General features: G+C 64.8%; 16 protein-coding genes and 1 riboswitch. Of the genes, 5 read left to right on the plus strand and 11 right to left on the minus strand.

What is annotated here, in order from left to right:
* The 3 genes from purH to PMI42_RS36085 form a co-directional block, all read right to left on the minus strand.
* Nucleotides 1-1408 (minus strand): bifunctional phosphoribosylaminoimidazolecarboxamide formyltransferase/IMP cyclohydrolase (gene purH / locus PMI42_RS36075; protein ID WP_008144676.1); only part of this gene is annotated, 1408 nt, incomplete at its 3' end.
* A 24-nt stretch (nucleotides 1409-1432) separates the two neighbouring features.
* A riboswitch (ZMP/ZTP riboswitch) is annotated at nucleotides 1433-1514 on the minus strand.
* A 59-nt stretch (nucleotides 1515-1573) separates the two neighbouring features.
* Nucleotides 1574-3292 carry a heparinase II/III family protein gene (locus tag PMI42_RS36080; RefSeq protein WP_008144679.1) on the minus strand — a complete coding sequence of 573 codons (1719 nt, stop codon included), beginning with the start codon at nucleotides 3290-3292 and terminating at the stop codon, nucleotides 1574-1576.
* Nucleotides 3293-3447: 155 nt separating this feature from the next.
* Entirely contained in the window at nucleotides 3448-4794 is a 1347-nt protein-coding gene (locus tag PMI42_RS36085; RefSeq protein ID WP_008144681.1) for an RsmB/NOP family class I SAM-dependent RNA methyltransferase, read from the minus strand.
* Between the two features lie 188 nt (nucleotides 4795-4982).
* Here PMI42_RS36085 and PMI42_RS36090 point away from each other — a divergent pair, with 188 nt between their 5' ends.
* Nucleotides 4983-5180 (plus strand): DUF1674 domain-containing protein, encoded by a 198-nt coding sequence (locus PMI42_RS36090; protein ID WP_008144683.1) that lies wholly within the window; start codon nucleotides 4983-4985, stop codon nucleotides 5178-5180.
* A 30-nt stretch (nucleotides 5181-5210) separates the two neighbouring features.
* On the opposite strand, the gene cysN is transcribed toward PMI42_RS36090, so the two are convergent.
* The 5 genes from cysN to PMI42_RS39560 form a co-directional block, all read right to left on the minus strand.
* A complete protein-coding gene (gene cysN, locus PMI42_RS36095; protein WP_008144686.1) occupies nucleotides 5211-7106 on the minus strand; it encodes a sulfate adenylyltransferase subunit CysN in 1896 nt (631 codons plus the stop codon).
* Entirely contained in the window at nucleotides 7106-8065 is a 960-nt protein-coding gene (cysD, locus tag PMI42_RS36100; RefSeq protein ID WP_008144688.1) for a sulfate adenylyltransferase subunit CysD, read from the minus strand. The genes cysN and cysD overlap by 1 nt, the downstream gene beginning before the upstream one ends.
* A 5-nt stretch (nucleotides 8066-8070) precedes the next feature.
* Entirely contained in the window at nucleotides 8071-9090 is a 1020-nt protein-coding gene (locus tag PMI42_RS36105; RefSeq protein WP_008144691.1) for a hypothetical protein, read from the minus strand.
* Between the two features lie 153 nt (nucleotides 9091-9243).
* The gene (locus PMI42_RS36110; protein ID WP_008144692.1) at nucleotides 9244-10953 is read right to left on the minus strand and encodes a methyl-accepting chemotaxis protein; all 1710 of its coding nucleotides are present in this window, start codon (nucleotides 10951-10953) and stop codon (nucleotides 9244-9246) included.
* Nucleotides 10954-11236: 283 nt separating this feature from the next.
* On the minus strand, nucleotides 11237-11386 hold the full coding sequence (locus PMI42_RS39560; protein WP_008144694.1) for a L,D-transpeptidase family protein: 150 nt from the start codon (nucleotides 11384-11386) through the stop codon (nucleotides 11237-11239).
* A 559-nt stretch (nucleotides 11387-11945) separates the two neighbouring features.
* Here PMI42_RS39560 and PMI42_RS36120 point away from each other — a divergent pair.
* Both PMI42_RS36120 and PMI42_RS36125 read left to right on the plus strand, forming a co-directional pair.
* Nucleotides 11946-12845, plus strand: a complete 900-nt coding sequence (locus tag PMI42_RS36120) for a methyltransferase domain-containing protein (RefSeq protein WP_157195886.1) — start codon at nucleotides 11946-11948, stop codon at nucleotides 12843-12845.
* 168 nt (nucleotides 12846-13013) lie between these two features.
* Nucleotides 13014-13604: a thermonuclease family protein gene (locus tag PMI42_RS36125; RefSeq protein WP_008144698.1), complete on the plus strand. Its 591-nt coding sequence runs from the start codon at nucleotides 13014-13016 to the stop codon at nucleotides 13602-13604.
* 56 nt (nucleotides 13605-13660) lie between these two features.
* Here PMI42_RS36125 and PMI42_RS36130 read toward each other — a convergent pair whose 3' ends face one another.
* Together PMI42_RS36130 and acs are read right to left on the minus strand one after the other, a co-directional pair.
* Nucleotides 13661-14176 (minus strand): L,D-transpeptidase, encoded by a 516-nt coding sequence (locus tag PMI42_RS36130; protein ID WP_008144700.1) that lies wholly within the window; start codon nucleotides 14174-14176, stop codon nucleotides 13661-13663.
* 424 nt (nucleotides 14177-14600) lie between these two features.
* Nucleotides 14601-16547 (minus strand): acetate--CoA ligase, encoded by a 1947-nt coding sequence (gene acs, locus PMI42_RS36135; RefSeq protein ID WP_008144702.1) that lies wholly within the window; start codon nucleotides 16545-16547, stop codon nucleotides 14601-14603.
* A 422-nt stretch (nucleotides 16548-16969) separates the two neighbouring features.
* Here acs and PMI42_RS36140 point away from each other — a divergent pair, with 422 nt between their 5' ends.
* Entirely contained in the window at nucleotides 16970-18139 is a 1170-nt protein-coding gene (locus PMI42_RS36140) for a DNA topoisomerase IB (protein WP_008144704.1), read from the plus strand.
* A gap of 13 nt (nucleotides 18140-18152) precedes the next feature.
* On the opposite strand, the gene PMI42_RS36145 is transcribed toward PMI42_RS36140, so the two are convergent.
* Entirely contained in the window at nucleotides 18153-18608 is a 456-nt protein-coding gene (locus PMI42_RS36145; RefSeq protein WP_035967961.1) for an SRPBCC family protein, read from the minus strand.
* A gap of 100 nt (nucleotides 18609-18708) precedes the next feature.
* On the opposite strand from PMI42_RS36145, the gene PMI42_RS36150 reads away from it, so the two are divergent.
* Complete coding sequence (locus PMI42_RS36150) at nucleotides 18709-19788, plus strand: adenylate/guanylate cyclase domain-containing protein (protein WP_008144708.1); 1080 nt, start codon at nucleotides 18709-18711, stop codon at nucleotides 19786-19788.
* Nucleotides 19789-19826 lie beyond the last annotated feature (38 nt).

Consider the following 19826-nt stretch of genomic DNA (forward strand, 5'->3'; position numbering starts at 1 on the left):
TGGTGAGCGGCTCGGCGAGCCTCAGCTCTGCTGCCGCATCCTGCGCCTTGCGCGCCGCGATCCGGGCTGAATCCACCCGGCTCATCTGGCCCGCGCCGATGCCGACGGTGGCGAGATCCTTGGCATAGATGATGGTGTTGGACTTGACGTGCTTTGCGACCCGGAACGCGAATTTGAGGTCGCGCATTTCAGCATCGCTGGGCGCACGCTTGGTCACGACCTTGAAGGTCATGTCGTCGACGACCGCGTTGTCGCGGCTTTGCACGAGAAGGCCGCCGGCGACAGTCTTGGCGGTCAGGCCCGGCGCGCGCGGATCAGGCAGGCTGCCGGCGAGCAGCAGCCGCAAATTCTTCTTCCCGCCGATGATGGCGATCGCCTCCTCGCTGGCATCGGGCGCGATGATCACCTCGGTGAAGATCTTCGTGATCTCGCGCGCGGTGTCGGCATCGAGCGCCCGGTTCATCGCGATGATGCCGCCGAACGCGGAGGTGGAGTCGCAGGCGAGCGCCCTGCGATAGGCCTCGACCAGATTCGCGCCCTCCGCGACGCCGCAGGGATTGGCGTGCTTGACGATGACGCAGGCCGCGGTGCGCTTGGTGTCGAACTCGCCGATGCATTCATAGGCCGCATCGGTGTCGTTGATGTTGTTGTAGGAGAGCTCCTTGCCCTGGAGCTGCCGCGCGGTCGAGACGCCCGGGCGCTTGTCGGGCGTCGCATAGAACGCCGCGGTCTGGTGCGGGTTCTCGCCGTAGCGCAGCGACTGGATCAGCTTGCCGCCGAAGGCGCGGAAATCGGGCGCGTCGATCTCGAGCCGACGGTTGAACCAGTTCGAGATGGCCGCGTCGTAAGCTGCGGTGCGCGCATAGGCCTTTGCCGCAAGGCGGCGGCGCAGCTTCAGCGTGGTTGCACCGCTGTTGGCGGCGAGCTCGTCGAGCACGGCCTTGTAGTCGTCGGCCTCGACCACGACGGCGACGTCGTCGTGGTTCTTGGCGGCGGCGCGGATCATCGCGGGGCCGCCGATATCGATGTTCTCAATGCAATCCTCGAAGCCGGCGCCCTTCTCGACGGTGGCTTCGAACGGATAGAGGTTGACGACGAGGAGATCGATCGGCGCGATGCCGTGCGCCTTCATCGCCTCCGCATGCTCCTTGTTGTCGCGGATCGCGAGCAGGCCGCCATGCACCTTCGGATGCAGCGTCTTGACGCGGCCATCCATCATCTCGGGGAAGCCGGTGAGGTCGGAGACGTCCTTCACCTTCAGGCCTGCGGCAGCGATCGCCTTGGCGGTACCGCCGGTCGAGACCAGCTCGACATCATGTGCGGCAAGCGCCTTGGCGAACTCGATGAGGCCGGTCTTGTCGGAGACGGAAAGCAGGGCACGGGTGACGCGGCGGGGATGGTCAGTCATGAGCAAGATCCTCTGTCTTAGGAGTGTCTATGCCCAGGCGCGCGGCGGATGTGTGTCGCGCTTCCCGATGGTGCTCCATCCAAGGTCGCCAGTCGCGCGAACGAGCGCTCGATAGCAGTTTTTGGCGCTGGTCTCAACGGCTAGATAGGGCCGGATCGTGCCTCTTTACAGCGGAAGTTCCGGCTCGCGCCGGGCGTTGCGGCGGGCGTTGGTCACTGCCGGCGAAGCGGTAGAGCGGACAAAGCTCCAGCGGATCGAGGGCGCCTGCCGCGCATCCTGCCGGATCACGATCTGGGCGGTGCGGCGGGGCCCGTCGTTGCCGGCCAGGAACACGCTGTCCTCGAGGTCGACCTTGTCGTCGAGCGCCTCGAACGTCCAGACGTCGCGGTTCGGCAGCACCAGCATGACGCCGCGGGCATCCGACAGCCGGCTCGCCTTCACCGCGGGATGCAGATGGAAGCGCAGCGCGAAATCGGCATCCGCGCCCTTGAAGCGTCCACCCTGCGGCGGCGACAGCGTGTCCTCGCCGTCGATGCGCGCGCCGTCATTGGCGATCATCAGCACGCGGCGATGGATCGCGCCGAATTTGGCAAGATAGCCGTCATGCGACGTCGTCAGCAGCGTGCCGTTCTGCACGATCTCGCGATAGCTCTCGACCTCGACCGGGCCGCTGGTGACGGGCGAGCCGTGCAGCAGCCGTTTCATCGCCGACATCTCGACGAACTGGCATGAAGACGTCTCGTGATAGGTCAGCGTCGAATGCGCCGCGGTACCGCGCGCGAACGGCCGCCAATTGTCGCGGCCAGTCGTGGGCATGCCGCAATTGGTGACGATGCGGCTGATGCCGGACGACAATTCGAACGACAGGCAGCCGGCATGGGCGTCATGGCTGACGCCGGCCGGAGGCGGCGGGCCGGTGTCGATGATGACAGTGGTCGGGCCGGCATCGAGGCGCTGGAAGCCGGTATGCGGCATGTTCGCCATCGGCGTGCCGTGGGTGTCGTCATAGGCAAGCAGCGTCGCGAGCAGGTCCGAGGGCGTCGCGCTCATGCCGTTGAACAGCGCGAAATTGCCGTCGCCGTGCCGGAAGAAGCGCAACATCGGCATCATGCGGTCGATCGCGTTGAGCAGCGCCGGCGGCGGCGCGATGTTGCGCGCCGCAAAAGTCTGCCGCAGCGGCAGCAGGTCGATCAAGAGCTCGATCAATGCGCCCGGATTGCGCGAGATGTGGCCACCGTCGGGCAGGATCTGCCGCTGCAACTCGTCCGACAGCTTTTTCGAGGCGCTGCGGATGTGGCGCGCCTGGTTGGCGAGGCACAGCGTCGTGTAGCACAGCGCGATCAGCACCTGGAGCTTCGGCACCCCGTCGGGAATGTTGACCATGGTGTAGCGCAGGAAGCGGATCTCGCGTGCCAGCGCGCGCAGATAACGGCGGTAGAATTTGTTGTCGGTGTCGTTGAGCACCAGGGGCGCCTGCGACAACAGAGAGATCACGCGCCGCGCCAGCACGTCGGCGCGGCGCGCGACGGCGCGGCGCTTGTTGGCGGGATTGGCGATCCAGTCCTCGACCAGCGAGCGTGCATTGGCCCGCGTCAGCGCGGTGTCGGCGGCGCGCAGATGGCGCAGCCAGCCGAAGCCCAGCAGCGCGACCTCCCAATCCTCCGACGGCGGCTCGAGATCGAAGATCGAGCGGCCGTGGCAGTTGACGATCTTGCCGGCGAAGACGAAGCGGCCGGCATAGATCTCGGCGGCGCGGGTCGCGTCCGCGGTGCGTAAGTCATGCGGCGCGATGATGAGCCGGTCGGTGCGGCCGGGCCAGACCCGCGACAGCGCAACCGAACCGCCGCTCGCGCGCGCGAGCATGTTCCGCGCGAAGCGGTTCATCACCAGCGTCGAGATACGTCTGCGTTGAGCGACCGACACGCCTTGCCTTGAAGGGGGGAGAGGATTCCGACGAATCCTTATTAATCCCAAAATCGGACGGCTGACACCATCTTGAAAGGGTACGAATCAGCGTCGCTGCAAAAACCGGTGCAAAATCAGGATTTAACGAGCCTGGCCGCGTAGAATCCGTCGAGCCCGCCGAGCTTGGGATCGGCGTTCGGCAGATGGCTGGGCAGGGTGCGCAGATCGCCGGCGGCCGTGATGATTTCGTCGAGGCCCGCGACCTCCGACGCCTCGATCGGGACGCGGCGAAGCGCGGGCTCCGCGGCCAGCAGCGCGGCGACGGCCTGCTCACCCTCCTCGGGTTCCAGCGAACAGGTGCAATAGACCAAGGTCCCGCCCGGCTTGAGCAGCGAGGCGGATTTCTTCAGCAGCCGCTGCTGGAGCGCGGTCATCGCGGCGATGTCGGATTCCTGCCGGAGCCAGGACACGTCGGGGTGGCGGCGGATCGTGCCGGTCGAGGTGCAGGGCGCGTCGATCAGGATGCCGTCAAAGCCGTCGGCCGGACCGGCCCATTCCACGGCGTCGGCGACGACAGTCTCGGCCTGGAGCGACAACCGCGTCAGATTTTCGCGCAGCCGCGCCACGCGGGCCGGCGAGCGGTCGATGGCCGTGACCTGCGCGCCTGAGAGCGCCAGCTGTGCGGTCTTGCCGCCGGGGGCGGCGCAGAGATCGGCGATGGACTTGCCCTTGATGTCGCCGAACAGCCGGGCCGGCAGCGCGGCGGCGGCGTCCTGTACCCACCATTGCCCCTCGGCGAAACCGGGCAGCATGGTCACCGCGCCATGCAGCAGCATCCGCACCGTTCCCGTCGGCAGCGTCTCGCCATGCAGCCGGCTCGCCCATTGCTCGGCGTCCGACTTCACGGTCAGATCCAGCGACGGCTCGTGGCCGAGCGCCAGCGCCATGTCTCTTGCGGTGGCCTCGCCATAATGCGCGCTCCAGCGCGCCAGCAGCCATGGCGGCAGATCCAGCGATTTCCCGGCGACTTCCTCGACCAGCGCCTGGCCCTCGCGCGCGCAGCGGCGCAGCACGGCGTTGACGAGGCCGGCATAGCGCGCGGCGCGGCGGTCGGATTGCACCAGGCGGACGGAGAGATCGACCGCGGCGTGGTCAGGCACGTCCATCCAGAGGATCTGCGCGGCACCGATCAACAGCGCGCTCTGCGCGCGCGGCGCCTCGGAAGGAATACCCTTGTCGAGCAGGCGGGACAGCACATGGCCGAGCGTGCCGAGCCGGCGCAGCACGGTCGCGACAAGGCGGCGCATCAGCGCGCGGTCGCGATCGGCGAGCGTCTTCAATCCGGGATGGGCGCCGCTGCCGTCGAGCTGATCGTCGAGCGTGCGGTGCTTGTGCAGCACGCCGTCGACAATGTCGGCGGCAATCCGCCGCGCCGCGAGACCAGGCACTTCGGACGGAGGGGCGAAACGTTGAGATGGCATGCGGCTTAAGGTTCTGAGCGAGCGGCAGTTCCGCCGCGATGGGCGCATGCCTAGAGAAACCGATCTCTGGCACGCGAATATGCCAAATGTAAGAATCGCTTCCGGCTTTTTCAGCCCTCCCGGCCTGATTTCAGGAATGCGTTATTGGACGTCGCGTTGCGGGCCGTCCTGCGCTACAAAGCCGGACCATGAGCGACCAGCCTCCCGTTCCCGATCGCAAGCAGCTCCCGCCGGCCGCCCAGCGCGCGCTGGCTGAAGCAGAGGCGCGCCGGCAGGCTGCGGCGGCGGAGGCCAAGGCGCGGCCGAAGGAGCTTCAGGGACCGAAAGGGCCCGAGCCCACCCGCTATGGCGACTGGGAAACCAAGGGCATCGCCTCGGATTTTTGAGCCGTCCGTCCGGTCGGACACGACCGGGCGTTACAGGTAATGGTGCTCCCGCAGGTAGCCGATGATGCGCTCGCAGGCCGCCTCGCTCGACAGTTCCGACGTGTCGATGGTGATCTCCGGTGCCTGCGGCGCCTCGTAGGGCTGGTCGATGCCGGTGAATGCCGGTAATTCGCCCGCCCGCGCCTTGCGATAAAGCCCCTTGGGATCGCGGCGCTCGCATTCGGCGAGCGGGGTCGCGACGTGGATCTCGATGAACTCGCCGGCCTCGAGCCGCTGGCGTGCCAACTCGCGCTCGCTGCGGAAGGGTGAGATCAGCGCGGCCAGCGCGATCATGCCGGCGTCGACGAACAGGGCCGCGATCTCCGCGACACGCCGGACATTCTCCATCCGCTCCGCATTGGAAAAGCCGAGGTCACGGTTGATGCCGTGGCGAAGATTGTCGCCGTCGAGCAGCGCGGCATGGCGTCCGAGCTCGGCAAGCCGGCGATCGACGAGGTCGGCGATGGTCGATTTGCCGGCGCCGCTCAGGCCGGTGAACCAGAGCACGCAGGGCCGCTGCTGCTTCAGCCGCGCGCGCATGGATTTGTCGACGGCGCCCCGCTGCCAATGAATATTGGTGGCGCGGCGGAGCGACAAATCGATCATTCCTGCCGCGGCCGTGCGGTGGCTGATCGGATCGACGAGAATGAAGCTGCCCATGTCGCGGTCGTCGCGATAGGTCTCGAACACGAGCGGGCGGTCGAGATTGAGATGGACGTAGCCGATCTGGTTGACATCGAGCGTGGCCGCGCTCTCCTGCGCCATGGTGTCGATGGCAATGCTGTGCTTCAGCGTCGCGACCACTGCGCCGGTCGAAGCCGTGCCGCATTTGAGCAAATAGCGCCGTCCGGCGACCATGGCCTCGTCGTCGAACCAGACGAGATGGGCTGCCAATTGGTCGGACACCAGCGGTGCGCTGCCCGCCGTCAGCACGTCGCCGCGACTGACGTCGATCTCGTCGGCCAAGGTGAGCGTGACCGATTCGCCCGCCGCGGCCCGGTCGCGTTCCCCGCCGGGTGTGAGAATGCGCGCGACGCGCGTGCGAAGGCCCGATGGCTGCACCGTGACGGTCTCGCCGGTTGCGATTGCGCCGCTGGCGATCCGTCCGCAAAAACCGCGAAAATCCGCATGCGGCCGGTTGACCCATTGCACGGGCAGCCGGAACGGCCGCTGCGAGACGTCGCCGGCCACGTCCACGGATTCCAGATAGGCCGTCACGGTCGGCCCCGTGTACCAGGGCATGCGCGTGCTCGCGGCGACGATGTTGTCGCCGTCGGGCGCCACGACCGGGATGCACTGGACCTGGGAGATCCCGAGCTGTCCGGCCAGCGTCAGGTATTCGGCGGTGATCGCCGCGAAGCGGTCGCCGTCGAATCCGATCAGGTCCATCTTGTTGACGGCGAGCACGACGTGGCGGATGCCGAGCAGCGACAGGATGTGGCTGTGGCGCCGGGTCTGCGTGATTACGCCCTTGCGGGCGTCGACCAGCACCACGGCGAGGTCGGCGTTGGAGGCGCCGGTTGCCATGTTGCGCGTGTATTGCGCATGACCGGGCGTGTCGGCGACGATGAAGCGTCGCAGCTTGGTTGCGAAGAAGCGGTAGGCGACGTCGATCGTGATGCCCTGCTCGCGTTCGGCCTGCAAGCCGTCGACCAGCAACGCGAAATCGAGATCGCCGCCGGTGGTGCCGGCCGTCTTGCTCTCGGAGGCGAGCGCGTCGAGCTGGTCGTCGAACAGCGTCTTCGAATCGTAGAGCAGGCGGCCGACCAGCGTGCTCTTGCCGTCATCGACGCTGCCGCAGGTGACGAAACGCAGTGTCGGGCGATCATCCTGATCCAGACGCGGCGCATCGAGCGCGGCAATCGAGGGGGCCTCGTGATAGGACATCAGAAATATCCTTCCGCCTTCTTGCGCTCCATCGACGCGGGGCTATCCCGATCGATCATGCGTCCCTGCCGTTCGGAGGTGCGTGACGCCATCATCTCGCGCACGATCTCCGGCAGGGTTGCAGCGTCCGACGTCGTTGCGCCGGTGAGGGGATAGCAGCCGAGGGTGCGGAATCTGACGGAGCGCATGCGGGGCTCTTCATCCGGGCGCAACGGCATCCGCTCGTCGTCCACCATGATCAGCGCGCCGTCGCGCTCGACCACCGGGCGCGGTGCGGACAGATAGAGCGGAACGATCGGGATGTTCTCGACCAGGATGTAGTCCCAGATGTCGAGCTCGGTCCAGTTCGACAGCGGAAACACCCGCATGCTTTCCCCGGGTGCGAGCAGCGTGTTGTACAGGCTCCACAGCTCCGGCCGCTGGTTCTTCGGATCCCAGCGATGCGCCGCGCTCCGGTGCGAGAAGATGCGTTCCTTGGCGCGCGATTTCTCCTCGTCGCGCCGGGCGCCTCCGATCGCGGCGTCGAAGCCGTGGAGGTCCAGCGCCTGCCGCAACGCCTGCGTCTTCATGACGTCGGTGTAGCGGGCCGAGCCGTGGCGGAACGGGTCGATGCCCTGGCTCAATCCGTCATTGTTGGTGTGGACGATCAGATCGAGGCCGAGCTCGCGTGCACGGCGGTCGCGAAATTCGATCATCTCGCGGAACTTCCAGGTCGTGTCGACATGCAGCAGCGGGAATGGCGGCTTGCCGGGATGAAAGGCCTTCATCGCCAGATGCAGCAGCACCGAGGAGTCCTTGCCGATCGAATACAGCATGACCGGCTTGCGAAACTCGGCCGCGGTCTCGCGCAGGATATGGATGCTCTCCGCTTCCAGCCGTTGAAGATGGCTGGTGCGAAGGGGTTCACCTTCGGCCCTTCCTGGAAGGGACGATTCGGCGACTGTGGGAACATCAAGCATGGGGATCACGCGGCTGCTGCAAACCAGTCGCCGAACAAGCGCGTCGACGTCGTTGCGTTCAGGTGGAGGTCGCGAACGCAGGCGGCAACCGACGCGCGATAGGCATCGTTAACGCCGCAGCGCTCCAGAATGTCGAGCTGGGTTTCGCTCAGGGACGCGGTTGCGCGGCGCTGGTAGCGATAGGCACTATCGGAGGTGTGCAGATTTGGCACCTTGTAGATCGTCGCTTCGCTCGGGAAGATGACGCGCGTGTTGTTCGCCTCCACTTGTCCCGGCTCTCGCCAGGACGTCACGGCGTTTTCGGTGAAGCTGTCCGAAAGGCCGAGGCGGTCGAACAGGATACGAACCGACGATACGGCCTCCTTGCTCACCTCGTAGACGTAGTGAGTGACCGGAATGTCCTGTTGTTCGGCGTAGCTTGCCACCCGCACGGCGTTGAGCGCGGCGGCAACGTAATTGTGGACCAGCGTTTTTTCAGAAGCGCGGTCCGACCATTTTTCGATCCACGACGCCAGTGAACTTGCCGGTTCGCGATCGAGCATGATGCAATGGAGCCGGTGTCGCGGATAGCCCGCATCAATCAATATCCGTAAGGGATTGAACAGACTTTCCGCGAGCACATAGGGGCCCATCGTCTCCTTGCTGAAGATGTTCGGGCTATTGCTCGCTGATGGCACGATCCAGGGTCTCAATGAGTTGCCCACCATTGCATCGCGCAGGATGGCTTTCACCGGCTGGTAGTATGAGGGCATTCCCATCGTGCCAAACAGGTTGGTCAGCGCCGTCGACCCGACGCGGCATTTTCCCCATGCGAAATGCAGCATCGGAAAATCGTGCGCCGGCCGCTGCCGAAAGCTTGCGGAAAGGCACTCGGTGACTTCCCGCATCAAGGTCTCGAGACTGACTGTTCTGGTTTGGAATTGGCCAACTGGCGAGAGCGGCATGACGTCGAGCGAGCTGTGCTGCTGGCATATCAGATCGGCCATTCGTTGCAGAGAATCGGCGAAGACCTGGCTGTTGTGCATGTGTTGGGGCTCCCTGGAACAGATACCGCTGGCGACGATGATCGCGCGTTTCGGGGCTCCTCCACCTATAGTTGTTTTCTGATTGCCGTCAAACCCGGGACTTACCGGGGTTGCGACGGGCGAGCATCGACGCGATGCTCGCCGCAAATCAAATCAGGCCGCGCGCACCGTCTCGAGGAACTTCTCGACCTCGGCTTTCAGGAGTCCGCTCTCGCTGGAGAGCGAGCGCGCCGATGACAGCACCTGTCCGGACGCAGCGCCGGTGGCGCTGGCGCCCTGGCTGACCTGAGCGATCTTGTCCGCAACTTCGACGGTTCCCTTCGCTGCCTCGTTGACATTGCGCGCAATCTCGGCCGTCGCAGCACCCTGCTCTTCAATGGTTGCAGCGATGGTCGTCGAGATATCCGAGATCCTGGCGATGGTGGCGCTGATCTCCTTGATCGCGCCAACGGAGTCTTCCGTCGCGCTCTGCATGCCGGCGATCTGCGCGCCGATTTCCTCCGTGGCCTTCGCGGTTTGTGCCGCGAGGGCCTTGACCTCGCTCGCGACCACGGCGAAGCCGCGGCCGGACTCGCCGGCGCGAGCCGCCTCGATCGTGGCGTTCAGCGCCAGCAGGTTGGTCTGCTCCGCAATCGCGGTGATCAACTTGACGACGTCGCCGATCCGGCCCGCAGCCTTGAGCAGTTCGTTGATCTGCGCGTCGGTGCGCTCGGCCTGCCTCACCGCTTCGCCGGCGATGCGGCTGGAATCGTGCACCTGCCGGCCGATCTCGACCACCGATGTGCTCATCTCTTCTGCGGCGGAAGCCACAGCGCCGACATTGGCGGAGGCCTCTTCGGAAGCTGCGGCCACCATCCCGGAGAGTTGTTGCGTCTCCTCTGCCGTCCCCGACAGCGTGCCGGCTGCGGATTCGAGTTGCTTGGAGGCTGACGATACCGAGGTGATGATGCTACCGACCGCCGCTTCGAACGAGCCGGCGAGCTTCATCATCTCATCCTTGCGCCGGGCGGCGGCTGCGGCCTCCAGATCCTTCTGCTCGGCTTCCATCTGCTCGATGCGGATCAGATTGTCCTTGAAGGTACGGGCCGCACGGGCGTTGTCACCGATTTCGTCGCCACGGGTCGTGAAGGGAATCTCGATGGCCTTGTTGCCGTCGGCGAGCTGCAGCAGCACACCGCCGATACGCCGGATCGGTCGGGCGATGTTCAATACCGCGAAGACTGCGGAACCGATCAGCGTCAACATGACGGCCACGCCGATCATGAGCGCCAAATTAGCGGTAGAATCCAATTCCTCCAGCACCTGGCTCTTACGCCTGGCCGCGTAGTCGTTGGCGATGTCCACCCCTTTGTCGATGGCAGCATTGACTTGTGCAGCCGCCGGGAACGTACGCTCGTTAAGAACGCGGGCCTTCGCCGCTTCCGCCTCGGCCCCTCCATTGGCGCCAATGACGCGCTTTTGCGCCTCCGCAAGCTCGAGGGCGCTGGTCAGATAGGCGTCCACTGCTTGCCGGGCCGCCTGATAGGCATCCTTTGTAAACTGCTGTTTGGCCCGATCGCGCGCGGTATCAATCTCCGTATCGGCTTTGGTCACGTTGGCGCGGAGAACCTGAAGGAGCTCATCGATTCTTGCGACTGACGGCGCGGACGCGATCTCAAGAGCGGTTGTCTGCGCCCGCGCTATCGCTGTCTGCGCCGACTGCGCATTGCCCTTGTTGAGATAGTTGAGAATCAACAAGCCGTTGGATGCGACAATCGACCGATTGCCCAGCGTCTGATTGATCAGCATGCCACCGACCAGCAGGATGCTGATCGCTGAGACGATGCCCAGCTTTGTACCGATACGAAATTTGAAGGATGCCATCGTGAACCCCCGTCCCAGCAAATACCCTTGGCAGTTGGCAACCAAAAATTGAAATTCGCGTAAACGAATTGCAGCTTTAAGCAAAGTAGCCACGGAACAGTGTCACACCCGGTGGTAGAATTACGGGGTCGCGCTGCTTCAGCCAATCGTGATCATCCGAAACGAGGCTGGTGACGGCGATGATGGCGTCGTTCAGCGCGTGGATGCGCCGCAAACAGCAAGCCGCGCAGCATCAATTACGTCAGCGCCCACGACCTTTTGTGGTGGCGAGCGAAACGTGACTCTAGAGATCGGAAACGTCTTCGTTCAGCGTGCGAATGCAGTCACAGGATGCGAAGACGTCGATTGTTCCGGGCTGGTTGGCGACGTGAATCGCACATTCGCCTCCGGCAAGGGTGGTCGCGGCCGCGACATCCGCCTGCGCGGCAGCCATCGGAGATGGCGTCCGGGATCGTGGTCGCCGCCATTTTCGCAACACCAGTTTGGCGAACTTCTGATCCGCCACGCTAGTGGAGCGGGATTTGGCGCCAAACGAGAGCCATCTGTCGCGTTCCCTGATCCGAATCCGGAACTTGCTAAGTTCCGCTCCGCTCCGCGCCGGGGCCATTCCGACGGTGGGCCGAATCTACTTAGGCGGGTACAGGCGTCGAATGTCGTTGACACATCTTAAGATAGCAATAGCCTATGCACAGGTGAAAGAATTTTGAGCGGAGCCGGACGACCAGTTCCAGACGCCGCGCCCCCGAGCTGCTCACACGATTGAAACTTATGATTTGAAACGCCGGTATTGATCTTCCGGCCGGCAACGTGGTGAGAGTTTTGGCTTAGCGTCGGTCTCCGAGACGATGCCAACACCCGAACTGAAAGTGGAATCAACCATAGCACCCGGACTTCCGCCGATGTCGACAGCTACGAAACCCGCCCATTCCTTTCACAACCCACTGTTCTCTAGCATTACGCATGTCAGGCTGCTCGCACGAGTCGATCGCACCATGGCCGTTGCACGCGCCATCGAACGGCTCATCCGACCCGGAATGCGCGTGCTCGACGCCGGCTGTGGTACCGGGCTCATGTCGTTCCTCGCTGCGAAGGCGGGCGCTTCTGAGGTCGTTGCGATCGATCGCGAGAATGTGGAGCTCGCGCGCGCCCTGGCCGAGGAGAATGGTCTTTCAAACAAGATCCGCTTCGTCGAAGGCGATCTCACAACCCAGTCGCGCGACACGCTCAATGGTGGCTTCGATGCCATTATCGCCTTCGTCTATACGAATCATCTCGTTGTCGACGAGGCTCGCTCAACGCTTGTTTACGCTTTGCGCGAGCAATTCGGCAGGCCGAATTGCATCATCATACCGGACCGGGTTCGCTATTCCGGTGTTGCCTGTGAATGGCCCGGTGTCGACGCCGGTACCGAACTGGATGATCTGCGCCGCACTATTTCCGATATGGAAAAGCGGTATCAGCTTAGCTTGACGACGCTGTTCGAGACGGCGCGCACGGAGTTACAACAAACGATGGCGCGCCCGCGCATCAGCGCTGACTACGAATGGTCTCCATCGTGGGGAAGTGGGGGTTATCGTTATCTGCGCGGCGCATTCCGCAAACTGAGCAGAGAAAGCCAGGTTGCCGACATCAACTACGGTGCAGAGACGCAAACGGCACCTTATCCAGCCGAGTTGAGCCTGGACCTTGTCGCGCCGGGCTTATGCAATGCCATCCTTTGGACACAAGAGCTCTGGTCCGACAGCCATCTGCTATGGACGGCAGAGCATATGAGCACTCTAGCCACGGCCGTCACCCTCGAAGCCAGCGATCGGCTCGTGGTAAAGCTCGATGCAGCTTGGCGTAGAACCAACTCGATCGGAGATGCAGCGCGCGTAGAGCGGGTGAGTTAATCGACAACGGGAGCGTTGCGGCTGCCTTATCCGCCACGCTTGGAATAGCGTTCTCTGCACAGGTGGACTTTACGACCGGTCACGATCCGGACGAGACGCGCGTTGGCAGCAGGCCGCGCGTCGGATCGTGCCTTGCCGTCATCCCCGACTCAGCCCTAGCGTGAGCCGATGCGTTTCCAGGATCGCCCCAATGCCTATCGGCCGCAATTCGTCGGCTCGTCGTTCGGCCGCCGCTTCTCCGGCCTGTTGCCATGGATGTTCGTGGTCGGAATCGTGGTGGCGATCGTGCTCGTCTTCCGGCACGGAGCGAACTGGCCGGTTCCGCACGGAGCCGACGGTCGGTCGCAGGACGCCGAGATCATCCTTCAGCAGGCCGGTCCCGCCGATGCTCGTCGTCCAGTCGACGTCATCCGCACCATCGACGGCGACACCTTTCTTGCGCGTCTTCATCAGCAGGGCGGCCGCGATCTCGTCGCGCGGGTTCGCCTGCGCGGCATCGATGCGCCGGAGATGAAAGCATCATGCCAGGAAGAGCTGGACAAGGCTGAGGCTGCCGCCGACGCGCTGCGGGGGCTGCTTCGTGAGGGCGGCGTCACCATCACCAATCTCGGCGCCGACAAATACGGGCGGGTCCTTGCCGACGTCGCGACCAAGCGTACCGCCAACGTCTCGGCCGCGTTGCTGGCGGGCGGTTATGCGCGCAGCTACAATGGCGGTCATCGCGACGGCTGGTGCGCGCGCAGCTGGCGCTTCTGGTAACAAAAAAGCCGCGTCGGGTGACGCGGCTTTGGCTGTCTTGAATCTGGTCGCTGCGCTCAGCGCGCCACGACCACCGTGGTGCCGACGGAAACGCGGCTGTAGAGATCGGTGATGTCTTCATTGAGCATGCGGATGCAGCCATAGGAGACGAAGCCGCCGATCGAGCCCGGCACGTTGGTGCCGTGGATCGCATATTCGCCGCCGGCGAGCGTCATCGCCGCAACGCCCATCGGGTTGCGCGGGGAGCCGCCGGGAATGACGTCCGGAATGCTCGGCTTGTCGCGCTTCACCTCGGCAGGCGGCGACCAGGCCGGATTGCGATACTTGCCGTCGATGCGGGTGGTGCCGGCCCATTGCTTGCCGGACTTGCCGACGCCGACCGGATAGCGCACGGCGTGGCCGTTATCGAGAATGAGATAGAGCCGCCGTTCGTTGGTTTTGACCACGATGGTGCCCGGCGAATAGTCGGCCAGGTGTGCCCCCACCATTTCCGGCCGCGCCTCCGCCGCCGTCGACATCAAGACCCCAGCCCCGATGGTGGCGGCCAGCGCCACAGCAATCCTCATCGACATCGATTTCCCCTTCCCCCGAACGGGTCGTCCAAATCTACGCAAAACCGGCAATTGCCCGCTCGTCCCGACAATCTTAACCGCGCCCGTTAACCGGATGGTTTCCACGCACGGCCGCCAAGGGCCAGCCAGCAGAGGGAACAAAGGAAATGTTCGAAATAAAGTAAATGACCTGAAAACAACACTCGGCGGGAAAGATGCGGCCGAACAGGCGCGCGCCCTGACAAACGCGTGAAGGTGTGAACGGCTGTTGTTTCAGGAGGGTGCCGCAAAATGCGGTCTCATGTCCCGGGCGCAGCGCGAAGCGAAGCGGTGCGGCGCAGAGCCGGGACCCATGTCACGAGGGTTGATCGCGGCCGGATCGGCCCCGGCTCTGCAGCGCACCGCGCAAATGCGCGCTGCGCTGCGTCCGGGGCGCGCGAGTGCCTTACGCCGACTTCTTGTTCTGCCGGTTCTTGACGAGGTCGTCGACCACGGCGGGATCGGCCAGGGTCGAGGTGTCGCCCAGGCTGCCCGGCTCGTCCTCGGCGATCTTGCGCAGGATGCGGCGCATGATCTTGCCGGAGCGGGTCTTGGGCAGGCCCGGCGCGAACTGGATCTGGTCCGGGGATGCGATCGGGCCGATCTCCTTGCGCACCCAGGTGACGAGCTCCTTGCGAAGATCGTCGGTCGGCTGCACGCCGGCCATCAGGGTGACATAGGCATAGATGCCCTGGCCCTTGATGTCGTGCGGGAAGCCGACCACGGCGGCTTCCGACACCTTCTCATGCGCCACCAGCGCGCTCTCGACTTCCGCGGTGCCCATGCGGTGGCCGGAGACGTTGATGACGTCGTCGACGCGGCCGGTGATCCAGTAATAGCCGTCGGCGTCGCGGCGGCAGCCGTCGCCCGTAAAATATTTGCCCTTGTAGGTCGAGAAATAGGTCTGCTCGAAACGAGCATGGTCACCGTAGACCGTGCGCATCTGGCCCGGCCACGAACGGGTGAGACAAAGATTGCCGGTGGTCTCGCCGTCCAGCACCTTGCCGTCGGCGTCGACGATCTCGGGGACCACGCCGAAGAACGGCTGCGTCGCCGAGCCCGGCTTCAGCTTGGTCGCGCCCGGCAGCGGCGTGATCAGGATGCCGCCGGTCTCGGTCTGCCACCAGGTGTCCACGATCGGGCATCGATCGTCGCCGACGACGCGGTGATACCACTCCCACGCTTCCGGATTGATCGGCTCGCCGACCGAGCCGAGCAGGCGCAAGCTTGCGCGCGAGGTCTTCTTGACGGGCTCGTCGCCGCTCTGCATCAGCGCACGGATCGCGGTCGGCGCGGTGTAGAAGATGTTGACCTTGTGCTTGTCGATGACGTTCCAGAACCGAGAATTATCCGGGTAATTCGGCACGCCTTCGAACATCAGCGTGGTCGCGCCGTTGGCGAGCGGCCCGTAGAGAATGTAGCTGTGGCCGGTGACCCAGCCGACGTCGGCGGTGCACCAGTAGATGTCGCCGTCGTGATAGTCGAAGACGTATTGATGCGTCATCGCGGCGAACACGAGATAGCCGCCCGAGGTGTGCAGCACGCCCTTGGGCTGGCCGGTCGAACCCGACGTATAGAGGATGAACAGCGGATCCTCGGCGTGCATATGCTCGACCGGACATTCCGTCGTCACCATCTTGGCGGCGTCGTGGTACCAGAGATCGCGCGAGGGATTCATGTCGACCGCGCCGCCGGTGCGCTTGACCACGACGACCCAGTCGACGCCGTCGGCCTTGGCGAGTGCCGCGTCGACATTGGCCTTCAGCGGCACCTTCTTGCCGCCGCGCAGGCCCTCGTCCGCGGTGATGATGACCTTGGACTGGCAGTCGTTGATGCGCTGGGCGAGACTGTCGGGCGAGAAGCCCGCGAACACCACGGAGTGGATCGCGCCGATCCGCGCGCAGGCCAGCATCGCGTAGGCGGCCTCCGGAATCATCGGCAGATAGATGGTGACCCGGTCGCCCTTCTTGACGTTGCGGGTGCGCAGGATGTTGGCCATCCGGCAGACCTCGTCGTGCAGCTCCTTGTAGGTGATGTGCCGGGATTGCGAGGGATCGTCGCCTTCCCAGATGATCGCGGTCTGGTTGGCGCGCTTGTGGAGGTGTCGGTCGATACAGTTATGGGCGACGTTGAGGACGCCGTCCTCGAACCATTTGATCGAGATGTTGCCGGGCGCGTAGGAGACGTTCTCGATCTTCGTCGGCGCGTGCATCCAGTCAATGCGCTTGGCCTGTTCGGCCCAGAAACCGTTCGGGTCCGAGATCGAGCGGGCGTACATTTCCTTGTACTTGGCCTGGTCCACCCAGGCGCGCTTCGCCCATTCCGCCGGAACGTCGTAGATCTTCTCGGACATGATTCCCTCCACATGCGGCTAGCCGAACCCAAGCGACAGGCGAGCCAACTCGATCGTTGAACCGATTATGCGTCGGGCTAACCGGACCCGACAAGGAGCACAAGCTGGACCTTCGGCGAGCCGCCGACCATGCGGAGGATCAAGCCGCAAAGGCCAGCTGTCGCAAATTTGAAACAGGCGGCGAGGCCGCTTTCGGCCCTTTACCCAGATCTCCAGAACAGGCCGGCGCAGAGCCCCATGCGGCGGCTGAAGGTATTTAGAGACCGCTTCTCACTGATTCGGGACTCGCAATACGGTTCGGAACACCCTAAGTGGCTAACCCGGGTCCCAAGAGACCCACCAAGAGACCCCCAGGCGGCTCTTGGAACAAAATTCAGAACAGCGGCATTGAACGGTACCAGACAGGGCCAAGGCATAAGACTATGATGGATCAGCAGAATCTCGGGACGCTGCGGCCCGCTTCGGCCGATCCTGCTGCCATTGCGCTGGCCAAAGCCCTGGGACAATGGCCGAAACCGGCCGGTTCCACCCGTCCCAGCCCGAAAAAGGTCTTTGATTCAGCTTCCCCGGCTGCAGTCGAGGAGCTGGCCAAGGAGCTGGGCCTGCGGCTCGGCGACCAGAACGAGCTGACCATTCGCCGCATCAAGCGCGGCAAGGGCTATTCCTTCGTGCGCGGCAATGGCGCCCATGTCCGCGACGCCCGCACCATCCGCCGCCTGCATGCCATGGCGGTGCCGCCGGCATATCGCGAGGTGCGCTATTCGGCCGATCCGAGCACGCATCTCCAGGCCGTGGGTCGCGATGCCGCGGGCCGGCTGCAATATCGCTATCACGCCGACTGGGAGAAGGTCCGCGAGCACCGCAAGGCGCATCGCCTGGAGAAGCTCGTCGGCGCGCTGCCGAAGATCCGGCGCAAGGTCTCCGCGTTCCTGTCGGGCGACGAGCCGACGCGCGAATTCGCGCTCTCGGCCGTGATCGAGCTGATCGCCCGCACCGCGATCCGCCCCGGCAATGAATCCTATGCCCGCCTCAACGGCACCCGCGGCGCCACCACGCTGCTGAAGTCGAACGTCTCACTGGAAGACGATTGCTTCGTGCTGACCTTCAAGGCGAAGGGCGGCAAGGCGGTGCGCAAGGAGTGCGACGCGGCCAAGCTGGTGCGCGCCATCGGCATTTTGCAGGGCGTTCCCGGCAAGCGCATGTTCCAGTATCGCGATGCCTACGGCATCGTGCGCGCGGTCAGCACCACGCAGGTGAATGCTTTCCTGCGCGAGATCGCCGGCATCAAGATCTCGCTGAAGGATTTTCGCACGCTGATGGCGTCCGCCGTCGTCGTCGAATCGCTGTCGCGGATCACGCCGGCGACCAGCCAGCGCGGCCGCAAGAAGCAGGTGCTGGACGCGATCCGCGCCGCCGCCGACAAGCTCTCCAACACGCCGGCGATCTGCCGCAAGAGCTACGTCCACGACACCATCGTCACCGCCTTCGAGGACGGCATTCTGGAGCGCTTCGCCGCGACCATGAAAGGCCAGCGCTCGCAGGCCCGGCGCGAGCAGCTCTTGCAGCAGGTGGTGGCGACCGCGGCGGTTTAGCCGCCCGCCGTCGCTACATTTTGTCGGATAAACCCCTGTCGGGACCGGGATCGCCGCCTGCGGCTGCGCTCGTGAGCCGTCCCAGATAATGCGCCCACCCCTTTGCGTGTGCGGCGGCCTGCTCTTCGGTCGGCAGCCCGCTATGGGTCATGCGCAGCAGCGTGCCGCCGTCGCGCTCGATCAGGTCGATCTCGATCAGGCTCGAACCGGGCGGCACTTCCTGGCCGCCGTCCCAGCCGAATGTGTAGGCCAGACGATGCACCGGCACGACTTCGCGGAAGGCGCCGCGGGCGACGCCGCCGCGGGGGCCGACGCCTTTGAGCAGATAGAGCCCGCCGGGATGCGGCTCGGTGGTCACGTCGGAGCCCATCCAGCTCAGGATTTTCTCGGGGTCGGTGAGATAGGCGAAGACGGTGGCGCGCGGGGCTGCGATCTGGGTCTCGCGTCGCACTATGAACGGCTCGGTCATGGCGATCATCCCTGGCCTGATCCCAGGACATGGCGGCGCCGGTGCGGCCAGTCAAGGATTGCCCGTGACAAAGACGGCCCAGCTTCGCCATCATCGGACCATGCAACTCGCACCAACCCTCGCCTGGCTCGTTGACGCCGCCTCCGACAGTTCCGGGGCCGATCGCCTGCTCGCGGAACTCGGCGCGCATCTGATCGCCGACGGCCTGCCGCTTGCGGCAGGCGCCCTGACGCTGGAGGTGCCGCATCCGTTGATCGCGAAGCGGACCTGGTTATGGCGTGCCGAAAACGGCCGGGTGATCGAAGCGCTTGGCTTCGCTCCCGGCGGCCTTGCGCCCGACCCGCCCAACGATGCCGGTCGCCGCTGGTTGCGCGACATCGCGGGCGGCGAGGTGCACGAAGATGCCGTCGGAAGGCCGGATGGGCCGTTGCTCGGCTGGATCGGTCCGCGTCCGTTCACCCCGGATGAAATCGAGCAGCTGCGCCAGGCCGCGCGCTTCGCCGCAACGCCTCTTGCCGTGCTCGCGGCGCGCGCCACGTTGCGGGCGACGCTGGATGCCTATCTCGGCAAGCGCAGCGCGGAGCGTGTGCTGGCAGCGCCGCTGCGGCGCGATCTCGGCGAGACCATTCAGGCCGCGCTGCTCTATGCCGATCTGCGCAATTTTACGAGCCTGTCGGAAACCACACCGCCTGCGGAGGTCATTGCCGCGCTCGACGCCTGGTTCGACCGTATCGCCGGCGCCGTCCATGCCTTCGGCGGCGAGGTGCTGAAATTCATCGGCGACGGCGTGCTCGCGATCTTTCCGGTGGTCGAGGCATCACCGCGCCGCGCATGCGATGCCGCCTTGCGTGCGGCGAGCGCAGCCGAAGCCGGAATGGCATATCTCAACGCCGAACGCAGCGCCAAAGGGTTGCCGCCGCTCGCGTTCGGTGCGGCCCTTCATCTCGGCGATATGCTCTGGGGCAATATCGGCGCCGCCAACCGGCTCGATTTCACGGCGATCGGTCCAGCGGTCAACCTCGCCAGCCGGCTCGAGGGATTGTGCAAGCCGCTCGGCCGGACCGTGCTGGTGTCGGGCACGCTCGCCGCGGAGACGGATATGCCTCTCGTTGCGCTCGGATCGCATTCGCTGCGCGGGATTGCTGCGCCATGTGCGGTGTTCACGCTGCCGGAGCCGTGAGGACGGACATCGTAGCCCGGATGGAGCAAAGCGTAATC

This window comes from Bradyrhizobium sp. YR681 (assembly GCF_000282615.1).
Lineage (GTDB): Bacteria > Pseudomonadota > Alphaproteobacteria > Rhizobiales > Xanthobacteraceae > Bradyrhizobium.